The 24,379-nt window shown below is 55.9% G+C and carries 25 protein-coding genes; 2 read left to right on the forward strand and 23 right to left on the reverse strand.

Features of this window, described 5'->3' with window-relative positions:
- Positions 1 to 113 precede the first annotated feature (113 nt).
- The 7 genes from AQS70_RS24305 to AQS70_RS10485 all read right to left on the reverse strand — a co-directional run bounded on the left by AQS70_RS24305 (position 114) and on the right by AQS70_RS10485 (position 6,197).
- Complete coding sequence (locus tag AQS70_RS24305; protein WP_055102707.1) at positions 114 to 587, reverse strand: hypothetical protein; 474 nt, start codon at positions 585 to 587, stop codon at positions 114 to 116.
- A 103-nt stretch (positions 588 to 690) separates the two neighbouring features.
- Positions 691 to 2,130 carry an aminotransferase-like domain-containing protein gene (locus tag AQS70_RS10460; protein WP_055102708.1) on the reverse strand — a complete coding sequence of 480 codons (1,440 nt, stop codon included), beginning with the start codon at positions 2,128 to 2,130 and terminating at the stop codon, positions 691 to 693.
- Positions 2,131 to 2,380: 250 nt separating this feature from the next.
- Positions 2,381 to 3,196, reverse strand: a complete 816-nt coding sequence (locus AQS70_RS10465; protein WP_055102709.1) for an OmpA family protein — start codon at positions 3,194 to 3,196, stop codon at positions 2,381 to 2,383.
- Positions 3,193 to 3,549 carry a DUF4398 domain-containing protein gene (locus AQS70_RS10470; RefSeq protein ID WP_055102710.1) on the reverse strand — a complete coding sequence of 119 codons (357 nt, stop codon included), beginning with the start codon at positions 3,547 to 3,549 and terminating at the stop codon, positions 3,193 to 3,195. The genes AQS70_RS10465 and AQS70_RS10470 overlap by 4 nt, the downstream gene beginning before the upstream one ends.
- Before the next feature lie 9 nt (positions 3,550 to 3,558).
- Complete coding sequence (locus AQS70_RS10475; protein WP_055102711.1) at positions 3,559 to 4,377, reverse strand: substrate-binding periplasmic protein; 819 nt, start codon at positions 4,375 to 4,377, stop codon at positions 3,559 to 3,561.
- Positions 4,378 to 4,515: 138 nt separating this feature from the next.
- Positions 4,516 to 5,445, reverse strand: coding sequence for an electron transfer flavoprotein subunit alpha/FixB family protein (locus AQS70_RS10480; RefSeq protein ID WP_055102712.1), 930 nt, complete (start codon positions 5,443 to 5,445; stop codon positions 4,516 to 4,518).
- A gap of 2 nt (positions 5,446 to 5,447) precedes the next feature.
- Entirely contained in the window at positions 5,448 to 6,197 is a 750-nt protein-coding gene (locus AQS70_RS10485; RefSeq protein WP_055102713.1) for an electron transfer flavoprotein subunit beta/FixA family protein, read from the reverse strand.
- 559 nt (positions 6,198 to 6,756) lie between these two features.
- Between AQS70_RS10485 and AQS70_RS10490 the strand changes: the two genes are divergently transcribed.
- Positions 6,757 to 8,421: an electron transfer flavoprotein-ubiquinone oxidoreductase gene (locus AQS70_RS10490; protein WP_055102714.1), complete on the forward strand. Its 1,665-nt coding sequence runs from the start codon at positions 6,757 to 6,759 to the stop codon at positions 8,419 to 8,421.
- Between the two features lie 68 nt (positions 8,422 to 8,489).
- Here the strand turns inward: AQS70_RS10490 and AQS70_RS10495 are convergent, their stop codons facing one another.
- Positions 8,490 to 9,386: an AraC family transcriptional regulator gene (locus AQS70_RS10495; RefSeq protein ID WP_055102729.1), complete on the reverse strand. Its 897-nt coding sequence runs from the start codon at positions 9,384 to 9,386 to the stop codon at positions 8,490 to 8,492.
- Positions 9,387 to 9,566: 180 nt separating this feature from the next.
- Here AQS70_RS10495 and AQS70_RS10500 point away from each other — a divergent pair, with 180 nt between their 5' ends.
- The gene (locus AQS70_RS10500; protein WP_055102715.1) at positions 9,567 to 10,631 is read left to right on the forward strand and encodes an NAD(P)-dependent alcohol dehydrogenase; all 1,065 of its coding nucleotides are present in this window, start codon (positions 9,567 to 9,569) and stop codon (positions 10,629 to 10,631) included.
- Between the two features lie 41 nt (positions 10,632 to 10,672).
- On the opposite strand, the gene AQS70_RS10505 is transcribed toward AQS70_RS10500, so the two are convergent.
- The 15 genes from AQS70_RS10505 to AQS70_RS10575 form a co-directional block, all read right to left on the reverse strand.
- Positions 10,673 to 11,461 (reverse strand): IclR family transcriptional regulator, encoded by a 789-nt coding sequence (locus AQS70_RS10505; RefSeq protein WP_055102716.1) that lies wholly within the window; start codon positions 11,459 to 11,461, stop codon positions 10,673 to 10,675.
- Positions 11,462 to 11,524: 63 nt separating this feature from the next.
- Positions 11,525 to 12,829, reverse strand: coding sequence for an MFS transporter (locus AQS70_RS10510; protein WP_055102717.1), 1,305 nt, complete (start codon positions 12,827 to 12,829; stop codon positions 11,525 to 11,527).
- Positions 12,830 to 12,974: 145 nt separating this feature from the next.
- A complete protein-coding gene (gene dgoD / locus AQS70_RS10515; protein ID WP_055102718.1) occupies positions 12,975 to 14,123 on the reverse strand; it encodes a galactonate dehydratase in 1,149 nt (382 codons plus the stop codon).
- Between the two features lie 39 nt (positions 14,124 to 14,162).
- Entirely contained in the window at positions 14,163 to 14,792 is a 630-nt protein-coding gene (locus AQS70_RS10520; protein ID WP_055102719.1) for a 2-dehydro-3-deoxy-6-phosphogalactonate aldolase, read from the reverse strand.
- A gap of 1 nt (position 14,793) precedes the next feature.
- A complete protein-coding gene (locus AQS70_RS10525) occupies positions 14,794 to 15,783 on the reverse strand; it encodes a 2-dehydro-3-deoxygalactonokinase (protein WP_055102720.1) in 990 nt (329 codons plus the stop codon).
- 237 nt (positions 15,784 to 16,020) lie between these two features.
- Positions 16,021 to 16,587, reverse strand: coding sequence for a DUF1285 domain-containing protein (locus AQS70_RS10530; protein ID WP_055102721.1), 567 nt, complete (start codon positions 16,585 to 16,587; stop codon positions 16,021 to 16,023).
- A gap of 15 nt (positions 16,588 to 16,602) precedes the next feature.
- Entirely contained in the window at positions 16,603 to 17,208 is a 606-nt protein-coding gene (locus AQS70_RS10535; protein WP_055102722.1) for a DUF4823 domain-containing protein, read from the reverse strand.
- An 83-nt stretch (positions 17,209 to 17,291) separates the two neighbouring features.
- The gene (locus AQS70_RS10540; RefSeq protein WP_055102723.1) at positions 17,292 to 18,260 is read right to left on the reverse strand and encodes a GTP 3',8-cyclase MoaA; all 969 of its coding nucleotides are present in this window, start codon (positions 18,258 to 18,260) and stop codon (positions 17,292 to 17,294) included.
- Between the two features lie 109 nt (positions 18,261 to 18,369).
- Positions 18,370 to 19,011 (reverse strand): TetR/AcrR family transcriptional regulator, encoded by a 642-nt coding sequence (locus AQS70_RS10545; RefSeq protein ID WP_055102724.1) that lies wholly within the window; start codon positions 19,009 to 19,011, stop codon positions 18,370 to 18,372.
- A gap of 493 nt (positions 19,012 to 19,504) precedes the next feature.
- On the reverse strand, positions 19,505 to 20,290 hold the full coding sequence (locus AQS70_RS10550) for a TatD family hydrolase (protein ID WP_055102725.1): 786 nt from the start codon (positions 20,288 to 20,290) through the stop codon (positions 19,505 to 19,507).
- Between the two features lie 46 nt (positions 20,291 to 20,336).
- A complete protein-coding gene (locus AQS70_RS10555) occupies positions 20,337 to 21,323 on the reverse strand; it encodes a DNA polymerase III subunit delta' (protein WP_055102730.1) in 987 nt (328 codons plus the stop codon).
- Positions 21,316 to 21,948 carry a dTMP kinase gene (tmk, locus tag AQS70_RS10560; protein ID WP_055102726.1) on the reverse strand — a complete coding sequence of 211 codons (633 nt, stop codon included), beginning with the start codon at positions 21,946 to 21,948 and terminating at the stop codon, positions 21,316 to 21,318. Before tmk ends, AQS70_RS10555 begins: the two co-directional genes overlap by 8 nt.
- A 22-nt stretch (positions 21,949 to 21,970) precedes the next feature.
- Positions 21,971 to 23,068, reverse strand: a complete 1,098-nt coding sequence (gene mltG / locus AQS70_RS10565; protein WP_055102727.1) for an endolytic transglycosylase MltG — start codon at positions 23,066 to 23,068, stop codon at positions 21,971 to 21,973.
- Positions 23,069 to 23,071: 3 nt separating this feature from the next.
- A complete protein-coding gene (gene pabC, locus AQS70_RS10570) occupies positions 23,072 to 23,890 on the reverse strand; it encodes an aminodeoxychorismate lyase (protein WP_055102728.1) in 819 nt (272 codons plus the stop codon).
- A partial coding sequence (locus AQS70_RS10575; protein ID WP_479551602.1) for a beta-ketoacyl-[acyl-carrier-protein] synthase family protein occupies positions 23,890 to 24,379 on the reverse strand: 490 nt, incomplete at its 5' end. The genes AQS70_RS10575 and pabC, both read right to left, overlap by 1 nt.

Here is a 24,379-nt window from a genome sequence, read left to right on the forward strand (position 1 = left end):
GCATTGATGACAAGGGATAGTACTCGCTAGAACGAGCGTTTGAAATTGGCCGTTCAGCAGAATCTAAGTGACTGAACAGTCAGTTTAGAAGCCGGTTTTCAGTCATTAGGCACTTATTGTTTGAATTCAAAGTCGAGCGCTGCGCCTTCGATTTCATTTTGTCGCGCTTCGTTACGCATTTGCAGGCCCATCTCATTGCTTAGCAAACGCCCGTTCAATTGAAAAGGGCTCTCATCGGGCTGCTTTTCGGCAAACATATTGGGCAGCAACGGTTTGTGCACAGGCATAGGGACGGCCCCTAAGGGGCGCAGTTGGCGGACCATTTCAGGTGGCAAGCTCAAGTCAATCGCAGTTTCCGGCACACGCTTCTTTTTCGTTTTGGACGCCGACTGAGATTTTTTTAACTTGGAGGCAGGCTTTTTAGCCGGTGCTTTTTGCGTAGGTGCCGCAGACTTGACAGGCGTACTACCGGCTGTCGATTGAGCAGTGGTCGTTTCGGATGCCGACGGACTCGCCAACGCACCCTGCGCGCTAAACGCAGCCAGCACACCTGCCAAGATAAGCCCTACACAATAAGTCGCTCTCATAACTCCCACGGTCTTGATCGTTTAGGCTCCCATGCTGGCGCGTATGACACGTCAAGACAAGTCTAATGTAACCAAATGGCCATACCACACAGCCCTTACCCTCTTAATACAGGCTTGCTGTTTCTTGGCACAGTTGACTGGCAAGCATGCCCAGCGTCATCAGCGCCCGCTCAGCCTCTTTGTTCCAAGGCGTGCCACAGTTGAGTCGAATGCAGTGATTAAACTGCTCGGTATTACTGAAAATAAGCCCGGGGGCGATACTGATACCTTGCTGCAAAGCCCGCACGTGCAGCTCTTGGGTATTAACCCTACCCGGCAAACTGACCCACAAAATGAACCCGCCGCTCGGGCGCGATATTTGTGTGCCTTCGGGAAAAAATTGCTGAACCGCCAGTTGGAATGCGCTCAAATTTTTACGGTATTCCTGTCGGATATGCCGTAAATGACGGTCGTATCCACCGTTTTCAAGGTAAGCCGCCACCCCCATTTGCGTCACGCTGCACGCCGAATGAGTCGTGAAAGTTTGCAGTCGCTGGATTTCTTGCTGATATTTACCCGCGATCATCCAGCCGATTCGTACGCCAGGTGACAAGGTTTTAGAAAAACTCGAGCAGTACACTACGCGATCAAGACGATCATAGGCTTTTAGGGCTTTGGTGCGCCCCACCTCAAACATGAGTTCGCCATAGATGTCGTCTTCAACGATTTGAATGTCAAAGTCTGAAGCCAGACGCAGCAAATGCTTTTGCCGCTCTTCAGGCATTGTGCCCCCCAGTGGATTACTCAAGCGCGTGGTCAAGACCAATGCCTTGATCGGCCACTGATTAGCCGCCAGTTGTAAGGCTTCAAGGCTCATGCCGGTGGCTGGATCGCTAGGGATCTCGATGACTTTCAGGCCCAGCAGATCAGCCAATTGCAGTAAGCCGTAATACGTGGGCGACTCGGCTGCAATCAAGTCGCCAGGGCGGGTCAGTACCCGCAGCGACATTTGCAGAGCGTCCACACAGCCGTGGGTAATGATGACTTCCGAAGGATCGACCACCACACCCGCGTCACGCATACGGATCGCAACCTGACGACGCAACGGCTCAAAACCAGGGCTGAACATGTAGCTGAAAGCACGTGGGCTGTGAAAGCGCGTGACTTTGGCCAATTGCTGATGCAGGGCGCGTACCGGTAAATAGTCGACACTCGGCACCGCAGCGCCCAGCGGGAAAACCCCTTCGCGACGCGACTCAACCAACACTTGCTGAATAATACTACTGCGGGTTACCAGCCCTGGGCGCTCAACACGGGCGATGTCAGGGGTCGAGGCTGTCAGGGCCGGGGTCTGATGGACGTAATAGCCCGACTGAGGCCGGGCCCGGATTAAGCCTTGATCTTCAAGATTGGCGTAGGCCTGCAACACCGTCGCGTGGCTGACATTGAGTTGTGAACTCATCTTGCGCACCGAGGGCACACGCTCGCCCGGTTGATAGACGCCACGCCGAATATCCTCAGCCAGTTGCTGAGCAATACGTTGATAAAGCAAAAGATTGGTCATGGCGCGAGACTCGATGTTCAGTCGTTTTTTTTATTGGAAGCATAGGTGTCACGAACAATACCGGAACAGTTTAGAAGTGTACGGGCACAGTTGCCACTCTTCTGGGCCGTACAGGGCGCAGGGGAGCTCAACTGTATGGTTATGGTCGTCACAAACGCGCAAGGAGCTGCCGCAGGCTGCGATCTTTTTCCGTTTAAAGATCAAAAGATCGCAGCCTGCGGCAGCTCCTACTGTGTCGTCGTTAATGCGCTTAACGAGCGGCGCCCAACTGGCCTTTCTCGTCGGAAAAGACGATTTCGACCCTGCGATTCTGCGCTCGCCCACGCTCGGTGGCGTTCACATCCACAGGGTATTGCTCGCCATAACCGGCGACTTGGACGCGCTTCTCGTCGATACCTAAATCAATCAAAACATCCGCAACGGACTGAGCCCGCGCCAACGACAGGGTGAGATTATCGTCAGAGACGCCGGTGTTGTCGGTGTAGCCCTCAATACGCACGATTCGCTTGGGGTTGAGTTGCAGAAACTGCACCAGCTTGAGGGCCGTGCGGTTAGCCGAATTTTTCAAATCAGCCGCGCCGGTATCGAACAACACATCACCTAAGGTGATGACCAACCCGCGGTCAGTTTGGGTAGTAGCCAGACTGATGATTTGCTCTTCCAGCCATTTACCCTGCTGCTGAACACTGAGCAACTTGGTTTCGCGCAATGCCAGTTGCAAGCGTTGACGCTCGAGTTCGAGTTTGGCTGCACGCTCTTCGTTAAGCACTTTTTGCGTGTGCTCACGGGCAATTTCGCTATAGCGCTGGCTGAGGTAAGCGTAGTGCGCGACATCATCACCACTGCCCCAATAGCTGGACAACCGATCGGCTCGCGCCAGCGATTCACCGGCACGAATCACGTCTTTAGGCGCAATACGCAGCACATTGTTGTCTTCTTTGACCGCTTGGAAATCGCTATTGGCCTCTTGCAACGCCCGATCATTGGCGTGGTGCCCGGCACAACCGGTCAAGCTGATACCACTTAACACCACTGCACTGCTGAAAACCACGGACTTAACGCTCATTGGGCCTGCGCCAGTTGTTTGTGCAAGCGGGTAATCCGGGTGTTGAGCACGTTCAATTGTTCCTGGCTTTTTTGCGTTAGAACCCGCGCCTCAGCCAAGCGAGCGTCAAGCTCAGCCTGCTCTGCTTGAATGCGTGCGTCTTTGTAGGACTGTTCAGCCATATCGGCACGGGCGTGGGTCAGTTTGTCTTCGGCCTGTTGGAGTTCAGGTACATCATCGGCCGTCGCGCCGACAGCTTTGGCTTGCTCCACGGCTTGCTCGGTCAAGCGTATTTGTTGATTCGGTGCTGGGTCGTTCGCACAACCCGCCAAAGCCAGAACAGCCAAGGCTGCGATAAAAGGTCGAATCGTCACTAAAAATTCCTACTGTTTTGGGGCGCTTAGCGGTTGCTGCAATTGCGATTTCCACCGCTCCAGATTACGTTGCAAGGCGGCTTCGGCCTGGCCGGAGGCGGGCAATTCTGTCATCTTTTTGGCGAGCTGTCCGCGCAACCACGGCTCATTGCAGGCCGAGTCATGGGAGATCGCTAAAAACAGCCCCGGCTGGTCAATCGGCTGCGAATGGGCCAGCAAGTCTTCAGCAATGCCCAAGGTTTGAGCCGTCGCCATACCGGCGTACCGCCCGGCAACTACGTAATCCACTTGGCCCAACAGTAACTTTTGGAACGCCTGCGTCAGACTGGGTTGAGGCATGAGGGTTAGCTGACGCTTAGCAAAATCCTCAAAGGGTTCCGTCAACCGCGCCTTCTGCGAGAGCGCTCCCTTATACCCATGTAAATCGGCTGGGGTTTCGTAGATCAAGGACGAGTCTTTGCGCGTCCACACCAAATAGTCATTACGCACCAGTGGTGGGTGAATGTAGTCCAGGGCGTTTAACCCCGCCAACGTCAGCGGTGCGTCCAACAACATATCCATGCGCCCGGTACGCACTTCATCCTGAGCCTGGGAGCGCTTCCCGGCGTATAGCACTTGCACCTTGATCCCAAGCTCTTGGGCGGCCTGTTGCAATAGATCGGCGCTGGCACCGATCAGGTGCGTTGGATCGGCGGGATCACGCCACAAATAAGGCGGCGCGTCGGGGCTACCGGTTACGATCAGGCGCTCGCACTTGCCCGCTGCTTGGGACAGCAAAGGGGCCAATGCCAAGCCCAATAACAACCTGCCTGCCTGTCGCACATCCATATTTCTACGCTCCGATCACATTATTCAAACGCATAAAAAACCCGGTCGTTCAGGCTGTTAAGAGACAGCTGAGCATTGAGTGCTCAGCTTTTCTAGACAGCCCGGACAACCGGGCTCTTTATAAGTGAAGCGACTGGATTAAACCAGTTTCTCCAGCTCAGGTACTGCTTCGAACAAGTCCGCAACCAGACCGTAATCGGCTACCTGGAAGATCGGCGCTTCTTCGTCCTTGTTGATCGCAACGATCACTTTAGAGTCTTTCATCCCGGCCAAGTGCTGGATCGCGCCGGAAATGCCGACGGCGATGTACAGCTGTGGCGCAACGATTTTACCGGTCTGACCGACCTGCATATCGTTCGGTACGAAACCAGCGTCAACGGCAGCGCGCGAAGCACCCACAGCGGCGCCCAGTTTGTCAGCCAGTGCGTACAGGTGTTTGAAGTTGTCACCGTTCTGCATGCCACGACCGCCAGAAACGACGACTTTAGCAGCGGTCAGTTCAGGGCGATCCGACTTGGCCAGCTCTTCGCCAACGAACGACGAAGTGCCTGCATCGTGAACAGCTGCTACTGCTTCAACGGCAGCCGAGCCACCTTCAGCAGCCACCGGGTCGAAACCGGTAGCACGCACAGTGATGACTTTGACCGGCGCAGTCGACTGCACGGTAGCGATGGCGTTACCGGCGTAGATTGGGCGAGTGAACGTGGCAGCGCTGACCACCGAGATGATCTCGGAGATCTGGTCAACGTCCAACTGGGCGGCAACGCGCGGCAGGATGTTTTTACCGTTGGAGGTCGCGGCAGCCAAGATGTGGCTGTAGTCTTGCCCAAGAGCTGCGACCAGCGGCGCAACATTTTCTGGCAACTGATGCGCGTAAGCGGCGTTGTCAGCCACCAGCACTTTAGCCACGCCAGCGATTTTTGCAGCCGCTTCAGCCACTGCGCCGATGCTTTGGCCAGCGACGAGGACGTTGATATCGCCACCGATTTTCGCGGCAGCGGCGACGGTGTTCAGAGTGGCCGGAGCCAGTACTTTGCCGTCGTGTTCTGCGATTACCAAGATAGTCATGATTAGATTACCTTCGCTTCGTTTTTCAGTTTCTCGACCAGTTCAGCCACCGACTTAACCTTGATGCCCGCGCTGCGTGCAGCCGGTGCTTCAACTTTTACGGTTTTGTTGGTCGACGCTGTCGAAACGCCCAACGCGTCTGGCGTCAGCACTTCAAGCGGCTTCTTTTTGGCTTTCATGATGTTTGGCAGAGACGCGTAGCGCGGCTCATTCAAACGCAGGTCGGTGGTGACGATAGCTGGCAGGCTTAGCGAAACAGTTTGCGCGCCGCCGTCAATTTCACGGGTCACAGCAACCTTGTCGCCCGACACTTCAACTTTAGAAGCGAAGGTACCCTGACCGTAACCGGTCAGTGCAGCCAGCATTTGGCCAGTTTGGTTGTTGTCGCTGTCGATAGCCTGTTTACCCAGGATCACCAACTGAGGCTGTTCCTTGTCAACCACAGCCTTAAGCAGCTTGGCCACAGCCAGCGAGGTCAGATCTTCGGCGGATTCGACGAGGATGGCGCGATCAGCACCCAGAGCCAGCGCAGTGCGCAGTTGCTCTTGAGCGGTAGTCGGGCCGATTGAGACGACGACGACTTCAGTCGCAACGCCTTTCTCTTTCAGGCGCACGGCTTCTTCCACAGCGATTTCGCAGAAGGGGTTCATCGACATCTTGACGTTGGCGAGGTCAACGCCGGAGTTGTCCGCTTTGACGCGTACTTTAACGTTGTAATCGACCACTCGTTTGACAGCTACAAGAACCTTCATGGATTCCTCGTTACTCTCCGGTGAAAAGAAAGTCGCCTAGGCGAACCTGGCGGTTGTTGTTCATCAGCACAAGGGCACCTCCAAAGATCTTTGCTGTGCCCATCTTTATAGAAAGAATGACGAGTGCCAAAACCTTCTCTTGCGACCATCTATCGGATGTGACTACCAAGTCATACATCGAAAGGACGTGTAAACTTCGCCCAAAAAATGGCAGCCTCCTACAGGCTTGTGCCTACGCCATGTCTTTAGAGGTGCTCTTGAAACCAACAATCAGCCTACGGCGAGCGCAAAACCGCCCGTATCTTGACCGGAACACCTATTGCGGTCAATACAGCAAATCGGCCACTTTAAAGCCGTGTGCTGTTGATTTGTCTGGCTTACAGCGATTTCAAACAAACGTTTGTATTGGACGCTGCTAGTGGTGTAGATATAATGCCCGCCCATAGAGAGAGCGGCGCCTCATCCATTGCATCTTTGGTTTTAAGCCGAGGGGATAATGGATGAAACGCCAAACCTCCAATTAGAAAAATACCGTTGAGCCTTGAGTAGGAGATAGCCTGTGGAACGCGAATACATGGAATTCGACGTGGTCATCGTCGGCGCCGGCCCTGCCGGTTTGTCCGCCGCCTGCCGTTTGAAGCAGAAGGCCGCCGAAGCCGGTAAAGAAATTAGCGTCTGCGTGGTTGAAAAAGGCTCCGAAGTCGGCGCTCACATTCTGTCTGGTGCGGTATTTGAACCCCGCGCCCTAAATGAGTTATTCCCAGATTGGAAAGAGCTCGGCGCACCGCTGAACACACCGGTCACCCGCGATGACATTTATGTACTGCGTAGTGACAGCGATGCGACAAAAGTACCTGACTTTTTTGTGCCCAAAACCATGCACAACGAAGGCAATTACATTATTTCCTTGGGCAACCTATGCCGCTGGCTGGCACAGCAGGCAGAAAACTTGGGCGTAGAAATCTATCCAGGTTTTGCTGCTCAAGAAGTACTGTTCGACGAAAACAACGTGGTTCGCGGAATTATCACCGGTGATCTGGGCGTTGACCGCGAAGGCAACCCGAAAGAAGGTCTGTACACCCCTGGCATGGAATTGCGCGGCAAGTACACCTTGTTTGCAGAAGGCTGTCGCGGCCATTTGGGCAAACAACTGATCGAGCGCTTTAAGCTAGACAGCGAAGCTGACAGCCAGCACTACGGCATCGGTCTGAAAGAAATTTGGGAAATTGACCCGGCTAAGCACCAGCCTGGCTTGGTGGTTCATACCGCGGGCTGGCCGCTGGATATCATGAGCCGCGAAAACACCGGCGGCTCATTCCTCTACCACCTGGAAAATAACCAAGTAGTGGTCGGGTTGATCGTTGACCTGTCGTACAGCAACACCTTCCTGTCGCCGTTCGATGAGTTCCAGCGCCTCAAGCATCACCCGGTCCTCAAGCAATATCTAGAAGGCGGCAAGCGCATCAGTTACGGCGCACGAGCATTGGCCAAAGGCGGCCTGAACTCGCTACCGAAAATGGTTTTCAACGGTGGCGCATTGATCGGTTGCGATCTAGGCACCATGAACGTGGCCAAAATCAAAGGCAGCCACACGGCCATGAAGTCCGGCATGCTCGCTGCCGAGGCGGTAGCAGACTCACTGCTCGCAGACTCCGAAGGCGGTGATGCGCTCAACACTTACGTTGAAGCCTTTAAAGCCAGTTGGTTGTTCGATGAGTTGTTCGCCAGCCGTAACTTCGGCCCGGCGATGCACAAGTTCGGGCCGATCATGGGTGCAGGCTTTAACTGGGTCGATCAGAACCTCTTCGGCGGTAAACTGCCGTTCACTCTACACGACACCAAGCCCGACTACGCGTGCCTCAAGCAGGCCAAAGACTGCAAGAAAATCGACTACCCGAAACCAGACGGCAAACTCAGCTTCGACAAACTCAGCTCGGTCTTCTTGTCTAGCACCAACCATGAAGAAGAGCAGCCGTGCCACCTCAAGCTGCGCGACCCAAGTATTCCGATCAACGTTAACCTGCCGCTCTACGACGAGCCTGCCCAGCGTTACTGCCCGGCTGGCGTGTATGAAGTGATTACGCAGGAAAGCGGCGAGAAGCGTTTCCAGATCAACGCGCAGAACTGCGTTCACTGCAAAACGTGCGACATTAAAGATCCGTCGCAGAACATCACGTGGGTAACTCCAGAAGGTGCTGGCGGCCCGACTTACCCGAATATGTAAGTCCGGAGCTGCCGCAGGCTGCGATCTTTCGCTTTTTAAGATCAAAAGATCGCAGCCTGCGGCAGCCCTTATACAGACACCGAGCTTTCATGCCCTGGGCTGCGCTCAAAATAGCGTTTGTACTCGCGGCTGAATTGCGAAGTACTTTGGTAACCGACCCGCTCCGCTACTTTCGCCACGCCCAATCCCTCATCACTTAAGAGCAGTTGTTGTGCACGCAACAGGCGCAGGCGCTTGAGGTATTGCACAGGCGACAGCAAGGTGCTGCGCTTGAAATGCTCATGAAACGTAGACGCGCTCATGTTCGCGCAACGCGCCAACGTCTCGACATTCAGCGGCTCGGCAAAATGTTCGTGCAAATGCGTCAGCGAAGCGGCCACTCGAGCAAACTGCCCTTGCTGCTCAACTAATGCGCGCAACACATTGGCTTGCGGGCCACGCAGCGCGGCGAATAACACTTCGCGCAAGCGTGCTCGCCCCATGATCCGACACTCCAGCGGGTCATGCAGGCAGCGCAACAAGCGCTCGACCGCTTGGCGCATTTCGTCATTGAGCACCGCCGAGGTCATAGACTCCGGGGTCTGGGCAGCGCTGCGTTCAGGGGCCAAGCCCATGGCCAGCACTAACTCACCGAGTATCGCCCGATCAATGCTGATCGCAACGCCTAACAGCGGGATGTCTTGCGAGGCAAAGGTTTCGCACTCAAAAGGCACCGACAATGCTTGCACCAAGTAATGCCCAGCGCCGTATTCCATGCTGCGCGGCCCAAGGTAAGCCACTTTGCTGCCTTGAGCGATCACCATCAGGCTGGGTTCATAGATCTGCGGCATCCGCGGCACGATGTTGCAGGCGGACACAACGCGCACTTCAGGCATCAAGGTGGGAACAAAGCCCAGGCGGGTGGCCAGCGGCTTGATAAGTGACACCAACGTGGCGTTCTCATCGAGGTGACGGGTCAAAAGCATGACGATTTTTTCATAGCCGTTATAGAACGCCGCATCTTCGCAGAACTGACCTATAAAGCGACAGATACTCCATGAGTTCGGACGAATAGGCATAACTGACGGAGGAATCGTCATAGTCCTGCAAGGTCAGTGGGCGCACAATTGCACCCTGTTCACTGTTAACGCGACTTGAGGTTCCTGATGTCTAACGTCACCTACAACGCCATCGGCTATGCCGCTCAAACATCTTCAGCGCCACTGGCTCCGATGCAGTTCAATCGCCGCGCGCCGCGCCCGGACGACGTAGCCATCGAAGTTTTGTACTGCGGCGTTTGCCACTCCGACATCCATCAGGCACGTAACGAGTGGGGCTTTGCCGTTTATCCAGTCATGCCTGGCCACGAAATCGTCGGCAAAGTAACCGCCGTCGGCGAGAACGTTACCAAGCACAAAGTCGGCGATCTGGTCGGTGTCGGCTGCATGGTCGATTCGTGCCGCGAGTGCTCGGCCTGTAAAGAGGACCTTGAGCAATACTGCCTGGAAGGCGCGACCATGACCTATTGCACGCCTGACCGCGTTGATGGCAGCAACACCATGGGCGGCTACTCGGACAGCATCGTGGTCAGCGAGCATTTTGTGGTGCGCATCCCTGAAAATCTTGACCCAGCCAGCGCAGCCCCTCTGCTGTGCGCCGGTATCACCACCTACTCTCCGCTGCAGCATTACGGTGTCGAAGCGGGCGATAAGGTCGGCATTTTAGGCATGGGCGGTTTGGGCCACATGGGCATCAAGTTCGCTAAAGCCATGGGCGCAGAAGTCACCTTGTTCACCCGTTCGGCGGCCAAAGCAGAAGAGGCGTACAAGCAAGGGGCTGATCATGTGATCGTCTCTACCGACCCTGAGCAGATGAAGGCCGCAGCTGAGAGCTTCGACTTTCTGCTCGACACGATTCCGGTGCCACACGACCTGAACCCCTACCTGCAGACCCTGCGTTTTGACGGTGTACACATTTTGGTTGGTCTGATCGAACCGGTCGACCCAGCTCTGGATGCCTTCAACTTAGTGTTCAAGCGCCGCGTACTGGCTGGCTCGCTGATTGGCGGCATTGCAGAAACCCAAGAAATGCTTGATTTCAGCGCTGCCAACGGCATCACCTGTGACATCGAAATGCTCGACATCAAAAACATCAACGAAGCGTTTGAACGTGTGGTTAAAGGCGACGTGAAATATCGCTTCGTGATCGACATGAAGACGTTGAAGGCTTGAAAGCAGCTGTAAGCCTCAAGCTTGTCGGCTAAAGCTGCGCATTAGCGGTAGCCCAACTCTGCCGATATGTGTTGCGCGGCGTGGATAATGACCGGGATTAACCCGGTCATTTTTTCCAGTGACATGTAAGGCACGGTACTGGCAATACTGATAGCGGCGACGATTTTGCCACTGGCGTCACGTACTGGGGCGGCCACACAACGGATCGACGGTTCGTTGTCCTCCAGGTCAAACGCATAACCACCCGCCACGTAGCGGCGCATGCGCTCTTCAAACTCTGCCCACGTCACTTCTTGATGATCCGGCCATAACGGGTTTTTACCACCCGCAGGATGGCTTTTTTCATACAATCGCTGCCACTCCCCCGGCGGCGCATCCAGCAACATGGCTTTACCGATCCCGGTGCGCGCCAAGGGCATGCGATGACCTACCCGCGAGCGCATTTCCGGGCCGTTACGCCCCGGATTCTTATGCAGATACAGTACTTCGTCACCTTCGCGAATGGCCAAGTGAATGGTATCGCCAGTCAAACCCGACAATTGGTCCAGATACGGCCCGGCCAGCGTCACCAGCGGCAGTTCTTCGCGCGCCTGAAAACCTAACTCGATCAGTTTTGGCCCTAACAAGTAACCCACCTGCGGTAACACCCGCAGATAACGCTCATCCACCAAGCAACTGGCCAGCCGGTGGGTAGTACTGCGTGTGGTGCCGATGGCACGCGCGATGTCTTTAAGGTCACGTGCGCCGTTAGCCACAGCCTGAACCACAGCCAGCCCGCGCAGTAGGGTTTGGGTGCCAGTTGGGGTAGTTTTTGGAGCGTCGTCCTGCATAGCCAGCCTTTGCGTAGAAGGGAGAGAACCGGGCGGCATTATGGTCGCCCGGTTAACCGGAGGCTACAGTTCGATTCGCTCAACCTTGCCCACCAGCAAGATGTAAGACAACGCTCCCAGCAACGCCAGTACCGAAATGTAGGTGATTGCCGGGGCAAACGAGTCACCGCTGGCCAAAAAGCCAATCACGATGGGCGTCGCAATGGCAGACAGGTTACCGATGAAGTTGAATACACCGCCTGTTAGGCCCAATAGCCGCGCCGGGGCCAACGTCGAAACCAGCGACCAGGTAATCGAAGCCAAGCCGTTGCCAAAGAACGCCAACGCCAAGAACGCAATCACCAGCGGCGTCGACTCAACAAAGTTGGCACCAATGATTGAGGTCGAAATCAGCAGCCCGCTAATGATCGGCAGTTTGCGGGCAAAGCCCACCGAGTAGCCGCGACGAATCAGCCAGTCTGAAAAGAACCCCGAACACAGTACGCCCACAAACGCCGCCAAAAAGGGCAACGACGCCAACAGACCGGACTTAATAAAGTCCATGCCGCGGTATTTAACCAAGTAGGTCGGGAACCACGTGAGGAAGAACCACAGCGTTGAGTTCAAGCAAAACTGCCCGAGGTAGATCCCCCACAGCTTGCGCTTGCTGAGTACGATACCCAAGTCCAGCCAACTGAACGGCGCCTTGCGCTTGGCCGTCTGGCTCTGAATATCCACCAACCCGCCACCTTCAACGATCAGGTCGATTTCGGCCTGGTTAGCGCCTTTGAAGTCACGCGGCTCGCGATACACCGCGTACCAGATCCCGGCCCAAATAATACCCACCGCGCCGGTGCAGACAAACACCATGTGCCAGCCCCAATGGTGCTGCAACCACGCCAGCACCGGGGTCAAAAACGCCAGCCCGACAAATTGCCCAGAGGTGTAAAAACCAATGGCCGTCGCACGCTCACGCTCAGGAAACCAGGTGGTGACTACGCGGCTGTTAATCGGATACGCAGGCGCTTCCAACGCACCGACCGCCATGCGCAACACAAACAGTGCAATGAAGCTGGCGGCAAAACCTAGCATCACCGTGGCCACAGACCACAGCAACAACGCCACGCTGTACAGAATACGCGGAGGCACGCGATCGACTAACCAACCACCAGGGATTTGCATGGCCGCGTAGGTCCAGCCGAAGGCCGAAAAAATCAGCCCGACGTGAACGGGATCAATCCCTAAATCACTGGTCAGGGCGGGGGCGGCAATCGACAGGTTACTGCGGTCTAGGTAGTTGATCACTACGGTGATAAACAACAGAACCATGATGAAAAAACGCTTGCGGCTGGGCGCCCCCAAGGGCGCAGACGCGACAGTGCTAGTCATAGGACATGCCTCTTTTTTATGGTTATTGAGGACGCTTTTAGGGAGCCAATATCGACACTGATCTCGGAGCTGCCGGAGGCTGCGATCTTTTGGTCGTCAAAAGATCGCGAACACGCTCGTTCCTACAGAAAAATTGCCGCGTTGATTACCATTCGGCAAAGCTGCCGTCGGCGTGGCGCCAGATCGGGTTGCGCCAGCGATGGCCAACGATTGCGCGCTCACGCACGTACTCTTCGTTGATCTCAATGCCCAGCCCCGGGCCGTTAGGGATTTTGACAAAACCCTTGTCGTAATCGAACACCGCCGGATCCTTGATGTAATCCAGCAGGTCGTTGCTTTCGTTGTAGTGAATACCCAAGCTTTGCTCTTGGATGAAGGCGTTGTAGCAAACCGCGTCCAGTTGCAAGCACGCAGCCAGTGCAATCGGCCCTAGTGGACAGTGCAAGGCCAGCGCCACGTCATAGGCTTCGGCCATGCTGGCGATTTTGCGGGTTTCGGTGATGCCGCCCGCGTGAGACGCATCCGGCTGGATGATGTCAACGTAGCCTTCGCTGAGAACCCGTTTGAAGTCCCAGCGCGAGAACAATCGCTCACCCAGAGCAATCGGGGTACTGGTCAACGGCGCCAGCTCTTTAAGCGCTTCATAGTTTTCGCTGAGCACGGGTTCTTCGATGAACATCAGCTTGTAAGGGTCCAACTCTTTCATCAGGACCTTGGCCATCGGCTTGTGTACACGGCCATGGAAGTCGACGCCGATGCCCACATTCGGGCCGACTGCATCACGCACGGCCGCCACATTGGCCAGCGCCAGATCGACTTTTTCAAAGCTGTCGACAAATTGCAGCTCTTCGGTGCCGTTCATTTTGACTGCGGTAAAGCCTCGGCTTACCGCCTCTTTGGCCGCTTTGGCCGTGTCTGCCGGGCGGTCACCGCCAATCCAGGAGTACACGCGAATTTTGTCGCGCACTTGCCCGCCCAGCAGATCACTAACCGACACGCCCAGCGCCTTGCCTTTGATGTCCCACAGCGCTTGGTCGATACCGGCCAGCGCGCTCATGTGTACGGCTCCGCCACGGTAAAAGCCGCCGCGATAGAGTACCGTCCAGATATCTTCGATATTGCGCGGGTCTTTACCGATCAGATAATCCGACAGCTCATCTACAGCCGCCGCCACGGTATGGGCCCGCCCTTCAACCACAGGCTCGCCCCAGCCAGTCACGCCTTCATCGGTTTCAACTTTCAGGAACAACCAACGCGGTGGGACAAGGTACGTGGTGAGTTTGGTAATTTTCATCGTGTTGTCTCTCTTGTTCGATGGAGGCGCAAGCGCCAATCAGTCAGCCTGACGCCGTGCATTCCAAGCGTTCATATAAGCCTTGGCGCGAACTGACACGTCTTCAGGGCTCATACCGGGCTTGAACAGCCCCGAACCCAAACCAAAACCGGACACGCCTGCGTCAAGAAAGACCTGCATGTTGTCCGGGGTAATCCCGCCGACCGGGATTAATAAGGTGCCTGCTGGCAACACGGCCAGCCAAGCCTTGACCACCGCCGGCCCCATTTGCTCAGCGGGGAACATTTTCAGCACATCAGCCCCTTGTGCCAGTGCAGCAAAGGCTTCATTTGGCGTGGCGACACCCGGCGCGAGGTACAAGCCCGCCGCCTTCGCTGCACGCAAAACGTTTGCATCGCTGTGAGGCATGACAATCACCTGCCCACCCGCAGCTTTGACCTGCTGCACGTGCTCAGGAGTTAGCACGGTACCTGCACCGACCAGACAATCAGCCGGCAATGAGTCGCGCAAAATACGAATGCTGTCGTAGGGTTGCGGGGAATTGAGCGGTACTTCGAGGGTCCGAAAACCCGCGTCGTACAGCACCTTGCCAATGGCCTGCGCTTCTTGCGGAAGCAGACCACGAAGAATCGCGATCAATCCGTTCTTTGCCAGTGCTTGCTTGAGCATCTCAGCCCTCCGGTTGCGTGTGGTGGAGTAACCCGGCGGCTTGGGCCAGGTGCCATAAACCCTGTTCGGTGGCCTGCCCTGCCAGGCTCACGTCGGCGAAGCCACATACCTGAAGCGCTCGCTGGTAACGCTCACAGAGTTGCGAATTGCCAATCAAAATGATCGCGGGCAACGGCTGGTCGCCTCGGCGCTGACGCAGCGCGCGGCCTAAAGAAGACAGTTCATGGCCGATCAATAGGCCAGACACATAATCAGGTTGTTGCACGGGCGTGAGTTGCCCGGTCAGGCCCAAGGTTCGGGCGCTGAATAGGGTCGACAGCGGTCCAAGTTGGCCGTCTGGTGACAACGCGACGCGGACGCCGCGCTCGAACGCCAAGCCATCAAACTGCTCGGAGTGCTGCTGGGTTCGGCCCAAGATGGTGTGCTCACAGACGGCGGCATACAGCTCGCCGGTCATGAAGGTATCAAAATGCATCAGGCAGCCGTCCTGCACCTGTACCCATTTGGAGTGGCTACCGGGTAGGCCGATCAGGCAATCATTGAGATGCGGATGGCTTTGCATCACACCCAACACTTGGGTTTCTTCGCCGCGCATCACGTTGGGCAACGTTGAGCGTTGAATCACCCCCGGCACGATGTGCACTTGAACCCCGCGCACGCTCTGCACCACTTGCAGCGCGGTGCCCAGCGCCGCGAGGCTGGCCGGAGTGTCACGGTAAGGGGCTTCGCACCAGCCCTGGGCGCTGCCGACCATGCCACAGGCAATGACTGGAATGCCGGGGTTGGCATCCAGCCAGTCGCCACACGCTTCATCAAACGCCAGCTCAAAGCCATCTACGCACAGTTGGTCTGCAATCTGCCGAGCTGTGCTGGGCAACTGCATGATCCCGCATGCCAGCGAGCGCATTTGCTGCACCTGCCCTGCGGGACCGAGTAAGTAAGCACGAAGGGAGGTGGTCCCCCAATCGAGCGCGATCAATTGCGCCTGCATCGCTTCACCTGTTTTGTTTTTAGCAGTGAATGCTGTGAGTCAATGCGGGCGACTATAAACCTGAGCGGGATAAAATCTCAATATATAAATATCTCTCCCATATAGTGGGATTTATGAGTGCGCAAAATTCTGTGGGCGCGAGCATTCAACGATCAAAAGATCGCAGCCTGCGGCAGCTCCTACAGGGCTGCGATCTTATGTTTTAACGATCAAATGACAAGTGAGGTGTGATTGGGGTTAGTCCGGCTCTGGGCCGATGATGAAGAATTCGCCGCTGCTCCACACGCCCAGCCACTGCTGGCCGTCGATAGTTCGTGATACGGCCAGTTCGATCAGTTGGTAGAACACGTTGCGATGGATCAAGGCTTCCAGGTTGCGCCGCACCAGCAGGTAAGGCGCAGGCTCTTGGGTGTCAGGGGCGATCTCGACACGCAACGGGTGTTCGCTGCTTGCGGTGATCTGCTCGTCCACATTGGTGGTGAAACGCAAGACTTGCTGCTCGCCCTGCCCGTCAACCTCTAAAGTGACCGCCACAAACGGCGCGTCATCGACTTTGATGCCAACTTTTTCCACGGGTGTGATCAAAAAGTAGTCATCACCATCACGACGAATAATGGTCGAGAAGAGCTTGACCATTGGCTTACGACCAATGGGCGTGCCCATGTAGTACCACGTACCATCACGAGCGATACGCATGTCGATATCCCCACAAAAAGCCGTGTCCCACAAATGAACAGGAGGCAGCCCCTTGTCGGCTTTGGGGATTTGCGCCAACAGGTTACTGACGTCTAGCGGCTCACTCATGCTGCTCTCCTCGACTTATTGATCGCTCAAGCCTATCAAGCTGCGCGCGTACTTAGCCAGCGGCGGGCCAATTAGGTTTTCGGGCTTGTTGTCATGCAGAGTCAGCAAACCACCACGACTGCGGATGGTTGCGGTATCGATCAGGTACTGAGTACTGGTTTCGATCAGCATGAGCTGAATCACGCCGCTGTCGATACCTAGTCGGCTTATTTCCTCTTGATCGAGCCACTCGTCGCTGTTGCCGATGCGGTCGTCGGCCCGAGCAAAGCGCGTGTACAGCAAGTAATGCGCACCAAAACCACGGGCTTCGGCCATTGCCTGATCAAGCCCCAGCGGCGCCTTGGCCCGGCGCACCATGGGGAAGTACTCAACAAAACCGTTAAACGCCTCTTCGGCCACGATATTGGGTCGCGCATACGGATCACCGATGGGCGCAAAGGGGCCTTGAGCGATGTAAATGAAGGAGTCTGGCTGAATGCGCAGCGAGTTGCTGCGTCGGGTATTGCTGTGATCGAGCAAACCAGCGTCGCTCATCTGATAGCGAACGCCCTCGCCCATGTCGCTGACCGTCATACAACCGCTGAGCGCCAACACCATCAGCCCCACAAACAGACTACGCATCCTATTCCCCCGGTGGCCGGTGACAAAAAACCGGCGAATAGTCACGTAATGCAGTTTGCGCGCCAATCTGATTGCTGCAGGGGCTAACCGCCGATGATTTTCATCACGGTCGCACCACCCGAGAAGGCGATGTCTTGCTTGTCGCCTAACGCCTTCATGAGCAGCCCTTGCAAGGCAGGCAAGGCTTCGTGACGCGGCTTGTTCAGCAAGTCGCCGATATAGTGACGATTGCTGGATGACAAACACCCATGCAGCCAGCCGGTCGATGACAAGCGTAAGCGCGAGCACGTTCGACAAAAAGGCACGCTTTCATTGGCAATAACGCCAAAATAACCGTGATTCGGGATGTGATAGCGCACTGCCGTAGCGTCAATCGGGGCATCGGCTTGCAGGTATTCGTAGCGCTCGCCTATCAACGACAACAGCTGCTGCAGGCTGACGAACTGCTGCAAAAAACTATTCCCGTCACTGGCCAAGTGCCCCATGCGCATCAGTTCGATAAAGCGCAGCTCGTAGCCTTGTTCAAGGCAGTAATCCAGCAAGGGCATCACTTGATCAAAGTTTTGCCCGCGCAGAGGTACCATATTGACCTTGATTTTTATGCCTGCGGCACTGGCTTGCCGCATGCCATCAAGCACCGTCGGCAAATCGCCGCCACGGGCAATGCTGCGAAATGCCGTGGGGTCGAGGGTATCTAGGGAAACGTTAAGCCTGCGGATGCCCGCATCGAGTAACAACGGCAGTTTACGGGCCAGCAGTTGGCCGTTGGTGGTCAGGCTGATATCACTCAAGCCCAACTGCCCGACTTCACGCATGAAGGTGTCAAGTTTGGGGCTGACCAGAGGCTCACCGCCAGTGATGCGCAAACGCTCTATTCCGGCGGCCTCAATCATATAAGCGACGCCGCGCACCATGGCATCGGCGCAGAGCTCATCTTGCGCCGCGACCAGCCGCTTACCGTTGGGCACGCAATAAGTGCAGGCGTAATTACAAGCTGAAGTCAGACTGATGCGCAAATTGCGAAAGCGTCTGCCTTGGCGGTCAACAATCATGAATCACTCCGGCACGGGGACAAAGGCCGCGCCAAAACCCGACAACCTATCTAGTTCTGGACGACCTAGCCTGAGTATAGGCTGCACGGCAATCTGCCATGCAAGGAAATTACTCGACAGCAGGCGTGTCCGTATCTCGTTTGCGCTTGTTACCCATGCGTACACCAATGTCCATCAGAAACTGGAAGAATCCCTCCTGATCTTCCAGCACATTGCTCCAAAACGGCGAGTGATACAGCGCTACTGCGCCGTGTACCAAGGCCCAAGCCGCGCAATAGTGGAAGTAAGGTGGCACATCTTCCAGCTTGCCCTCACTGATCCGACCTTTAATCAGCAGCGTCAGTCGCTCAAAGTTGGACGCACGAATAGCGTGCAGCTCTTCAACCAGCTCAGGCACTTGATTGCCTTTAACGACCTTCTCTTCCAAGCGATCAAACAGTCGATAGCGCTGTGGGTCGCGCATGCGAAATTCAAAGTAAGCACGTGAGAGTGCTTCCTTGTCTTTGTCTACATCGGCGGAGTGCAGCAACTCGTTTAAGTCTCGCTCATAGTCGAGCATCAGCCGCAGATAGATCTCAGCCTTGGACTTGAAGTGCTTGTAAATCGTGCCTTTGCCAATACCCACGGCATCAGCAATCATCTCGACGGTGACACTGTCTTCACCTTGTTCGAGGAACAGCTTGAGCGCGGTATCGAGAATTTCTTGCTCGCGGCGGCGAAACTCACGGACCTTACGGGGTTCTTTGTGCATAAGAAAAGGTCTGTAGGGGTCAAAATAGAAGCGCAGTATTATGCATTAGTCACGCTAAATTGCACGGACCATCCTACAGTTCGATGATTACCGCTCAAGTCAGACCGAAAGATTGAGCACTCAAACGAATTGCTAGTATTCCAAATCTGTTTAAAAAACGATCAATACGTCACTGGACGTAGCGCCAAGCTGACCAATACTTAGCATGTCGGCATGACGTCCCCCCCAAATGCCAGGCCGACATTTGAGGCAGCAGTGGATGTGTGCCTTTGTTTTACTCCTAATGGTCTTAACCCGGACTCCCCAGATTCCGGGTTTTTTTTAGATCAAAAGCCACTTTTTTGTGTCGCCTGCGTTGCTTCTGCTTTTGGTAGGAGCTGCCGCAGGCTGCGATCTTTTGATCGTTAAAAACAAAAGATCGCAGCCTGCGGCAGCTCCTACAGCCCAGCGTTGCTACCGGGCCTGTGTCGAGTGGGTATCTATAGCGCTAGGGTTAGGCGGCAACGCGGGCCAATGGGAACAGGCGCTTGAAGTTTTCCGTGGTCTGCTCGGCAAAACGCTCGTAGGACTCACCGCGCAACATTGCCAAAAACTCAGCCACTTCACGCACGTACTGCGGCAGATTCGGCTTGCCGCGATAAGGAATCGGAGCCAGGTAAGGTGAGTCAGTCTCGACCAGTAAGCGATCGGCTGGGACCTTGCTAGCTACATCACGCAAAGCATCAGCGTTGCGAAAGGTCACTATCCCCGATAACGAGATGTAGTAGCCCATGTCCAGCGCAGCCTTGGCCATATTCCAGTCTTCGGTAAAGCAGTGCAGTACACCGGCTTGAGGCAACGCCGCTTCTCGCAGCAGAGCCAAGGTATCGGCCCGGGCACCCCGGGTGTGGATAACCACGGGTTTGCCAGTCTGCTTAGCCGCCTCAAGGTGAACCCGGAACGACAGCTGTTGCAGCTCGGCAGCTTCAGGTTCGTAGTGATAGTCCAGACCTGTTTCACCAATCGCAACCACCTGCGGATGGTTCAATTCGCTCAGCAGCCAGTCCAGCGCAGGCGCGGCACCAGGCTGAACGTCAAGTGGATGAACCCCCACCGAGCAATCTACATCGACATAACGTTCGGTCAGGGCTTTAACGTCCGCCGCGTTGTCAGCACTCACACCAATGCACAGAAAGTGCCCGACGCCACGCTGGCGGGCAGCCTCAAGCGCTGTATCCAGTGAACCGTCGTGGGCGCTTAGATCAAGACGATCAAGGTGGCAATGGGAGTCAACCAACATACAAAAATTACCTGCCTACTTTTTAATAGAGCCTATTTGCGTCAAATCATCGCTGGCCGGGCAAACTTGCCCACTGCACCAACAATGCTTCTAGCAACAACACACGATTGAGGTTGGCTTTGCTCAGCACTTTTTGTCGCTGCGCAAGAATCCAGTCCTGAATAGTTAAGACCTTGCTCTGCGGGGCTTTCTGCGCCAGGTATTGCAAGACTTTGCGCATGTCTTCTAATCCGAGGCCGGCTTCGTCCTCGGTTAACTGATAACGCAGAATCAGACTCGACCAATCGCAAAACCAATCAAACAACAACAGCAACGGTATGGCATTCCACCCTTCGGCTAACTGAGTGGCCGACGCTTCACGCTTGAGCAACTTTTTGACGCCGTCCACAACCGCCGCCCGTTGCTCACGCACACCCTGTGCCTGCAACTTAACGGCGCCCAACGGGGATCCGGCGGCCAAGGTCAACAACTGTACCCGCTCCTCGCTACTGCAATCGGGTAGCGCTTTAGCCAGCCACTCTTGGCTGACGGCCTCACTCGGCAGCGGGCAGGCTTGCTGGACGCAGCGACTGCGAATAGTCGGTAATAAACGGCTAGATTGATGGCTAACCAACAATAAAACAGTATTGCCGGACGGCTCCTCAAGGCTTTTGAGCAGGGCGTTGGCCGCGTTGATGTTCATTGATTCAACCGGCTCGACCAACACCACCTTGCGCCCGCCCAACTGAGCGGTTTGCACCACAAAGCTGACCAGATCACGCACCTGATCGACCTTAATGGGTTTGTCAGCTTCTTCGGGCTCAAGAATGTAGTTATCTGGATGACTGCCAGCCGCCAGTAACAAGCAGGATTTGCAATGGCCACACGCCTCAAGCCCAACTGGCGATTGGCACAGCAAATTGGCCATTAGACGCTCAGCCAACGCCCGCTTGCCGATGCCCGCAGGGCCGTGCAGCAGATAAGCGTGCGCATGCTGCGCTCGTCCCGCCAACTGCTGCCATAGGCCGTCCTGCCACGGATAGGCTTCAGCCACGGTACGCATCCACTAACTGGGGCAGCAAGGCATCCAGTTGCCGCTGAACATTTTCCAACGACTGCGCAGCATCAACCAGCCTATAGCGTTTGGGAGCCGCTTGGACACGCTTGAGGTAAGTGCTGCGCACCGCATCAAAGAACGTACGGCCCTCCTGCTCGAAGCGATCCAGTCGACCACGAGCGCTTGCACGGGCCATGCCGACTTCGATCGGCAAGTCAAACACCAAAGTGAAGTCTGGACGCAATGCGCCTTGAACAAAGGTTTCTAACGCGCCAATACGCTCTTGGGACAAGCCTCGACCACCGCCTTGATAGGCGTAGGTGGCATCGGTAAAACGGTCACATAACACCACCGCTCCACGGGCCAAGGCCGGGCGAATCACTTGGGCCAAATGCTGAGCGCGTGCCGCAAACACCAACAGCAGCTCAGTATCAGCGCACATGGCTTCATCGCTGGGCGCCAACAGTAATTCGCGAACCCGCTCGGCCAGCGGTGTACCGCCAGGTTCGCGGGTCAGCACAACGTTGATACCCGCAGCGCGTAAGCGCTCGGCTAGATACTCGCGGTTAGTGCTCTTACCCGCGCCTTCAGGGCCTTCCAAGGTAATAAATAAGCCAGTCACAGGCAGCAATCCTTAATCGTTGTCATTGCGAGCCTGGCTCTTGCGCAGGAGCCGCTGCCGGCTCAGCGGCTGGGTTTGCCGCGGGCGTCGGTGCAGGGCTCGAGCGGTAATCAGCCCGGCGTTTGATCTGGTACTCGCGCACCGCATTGTTGTGCGCATCCAGATCATCGGAGAATGTGTGGCTACCATCGCCCTTGGCGACAAAGTACAGACTACTCCCCGACACTGGATGCAGAGCGGCATGAATCGCCTCTCGCCCGACCATCGCAATCGGTGTCGGCGGTAGTCCAGGAATGGTGTAGGTGTTGTACGGCGTAGGTTCGCGCAAATGAGCACGGGTTAACTTGCCGGTGTAACGCTCACCCAGACCATAGATCACCGTCGGATCGGTTTGCAGAGGCATCCCGATTTTCATGCGACGTACAAAGACCCCGGCAATTTCTCCGCGCTCTTGCGGCACACCGGTTTCTTTTTCAATCAAGGAAGCCATGATCAACGCTTTATAAGGATCGGCATAGGTCACTTCGGGCGCGCGCTGCGCCCACTCTTGCGCCAAAACTTTTTCCAGCCGATCGTAGGCTTTTTCCAGTAACTGGGCATCCGTCATGCCACGAACAAAGCGATAGGTATCTGGAAAAAATCGGCCTTCGGGAAATTCCCCAGGGTGCCCGAGCTTGGCCATGACTTCACTGTCGCTCAAGCCATCAAGGGTCTGCTCGATTTTTTCATGCTTGGCCAGAGCGCTACGCACCTGACGGAAGTTCCAGCCTTCCACCAGAGTCAAGCTGTATTGCACGACCTCTCCTCGCTGCCACAAACCAATCAAGTCTTGTGCAGTCATACCGGGCGTCATGCGGTACTCACCGCTGTGCAGAGGCTGGCCAGCCAGATTAAAACGCCAATACAGACGCAACCAAAACGCATCGTGCAGCGTGTTATCGGCTTCAAGTCGGTTAAACGTACCGGTTGGGGTGGCGCCTGCCGGTACGTCGAGGAGTTGCTCTTGCGTCAGGTTCAGTGGTTGTTCCAGCGCTGAATTGAGCTTCCAGGCGCTTGCGCCCAGCACCAAGCCCGCCAGCACCAGACCCATCTCCAGCAGCACCAAGAATTTACGTTTCATGAATCAAACATCCAATAGGGTGCGAGCAATGCCTTGCAGTTTACGGGTGAGTGGCCCTACCGACCAGCTTAGGTCTGTAAACGCCCGCACAGGCCAAATGCCATAAACGCTGTTGCAGAGGAAGACCTCATCGGCCTGCTGTAACTGATCTAAGCTAATGTCCGTGATATGAACAGGGATGGCCAAATGCTCAGCCTGCGCCAGCAAAGCGCAACGCATCACCCCGGCCACTCCGCAACGCTGCAGATCGGCAGTCATCAGCATCCCGTCACAGACTAAAAACAGATTGCTGAACACGCCTTCAATCACCCGCCCCGAAGTATCGCGCATCAAACCCTCGGCATAGGTCGGGTCTTGCCATTCGGAACGTGCTATCACCTGCTCAAGACGATTGAGGTGCTTTAGGCCCGCCAGTAGCGGCTGCTCAGCTAATCGTGTGGCGCAGTTAAACAACTGAACCCCTTGCGAGGCATAGTGTTCAGGGTAAGCCGCAACAGGGCTGGCTTGAAGAATTCGTCGAGGCTGAGCCTCGGGAGAAGCACTGTAGCCGCGCAAGCTGTCGCCACGGGTCAGGATGAGTTTTAGAACACCCTCCCCCATCGCTTGCGCATAGGCCAGCACTTCGCTGCGAATCAGAGAGTGATCCGCAGCAATGGCTAACCGCGAACACCCTTGCGCCAGTCGCTGCATGTGCAGGTCCAGCAGCATGGGTTGGCCAGCACTGACCGCGATGGTCTCAAACAGACCATCGCCGTAAGCCAGCCCACGATCTTTAAGCGACGCCAAGGCGCTCGCTGGCTGACCGTCGACCCAGCTGTGCATCAGTCAGCGTACCGACGGAATACCAGCGAGCCGTTGGTGCCACCAAAGCCAAAGGAGTTGGACAACACAACGTCGATAGGCATTTCGCGCGCAGTGTGCGCGACAAAGTCCAGGTCGCAGCCTTCATCAGGCTCGTCGAGGTTGATGGTCGGCGGCGCTACTTGGCTGTTGATGGCCAATACGCTAAAGATCGCTTCAACCGCGCCCGCCGCACCCAGCAAATGACCGGTCATGGATTTGGTCGAACTTACTGCCAAGTTGTAGGCGTGATCGCCAAACACCGACTTAATGGCCTGCACTTCTGCCAAGTCGCCTGCGGGTGTGGATGTACCGTGGGCGTTGATGTACTGAACTTGATCGACGTTCACTTGAGCGTCGCGCAAGGCATTGGTGATGCAACGCGCAGCGCCTGCACCATCCGCCGGCGGCGAGGTCATGTGAAACGCATCACCGCTCATGCCAAAACCACTCAGCCCCGCATAGCTGGTG

The organism is Pseudomonas endophytica (assembly GCF_001411475.1).
Lineage (GTDB): Bacteria > Pseudomonadota > Gammaproteobacteria > Pseudomonadales > Pseudomonadaceae > Aquipseudomonas > Aquipseudomonas endophytica.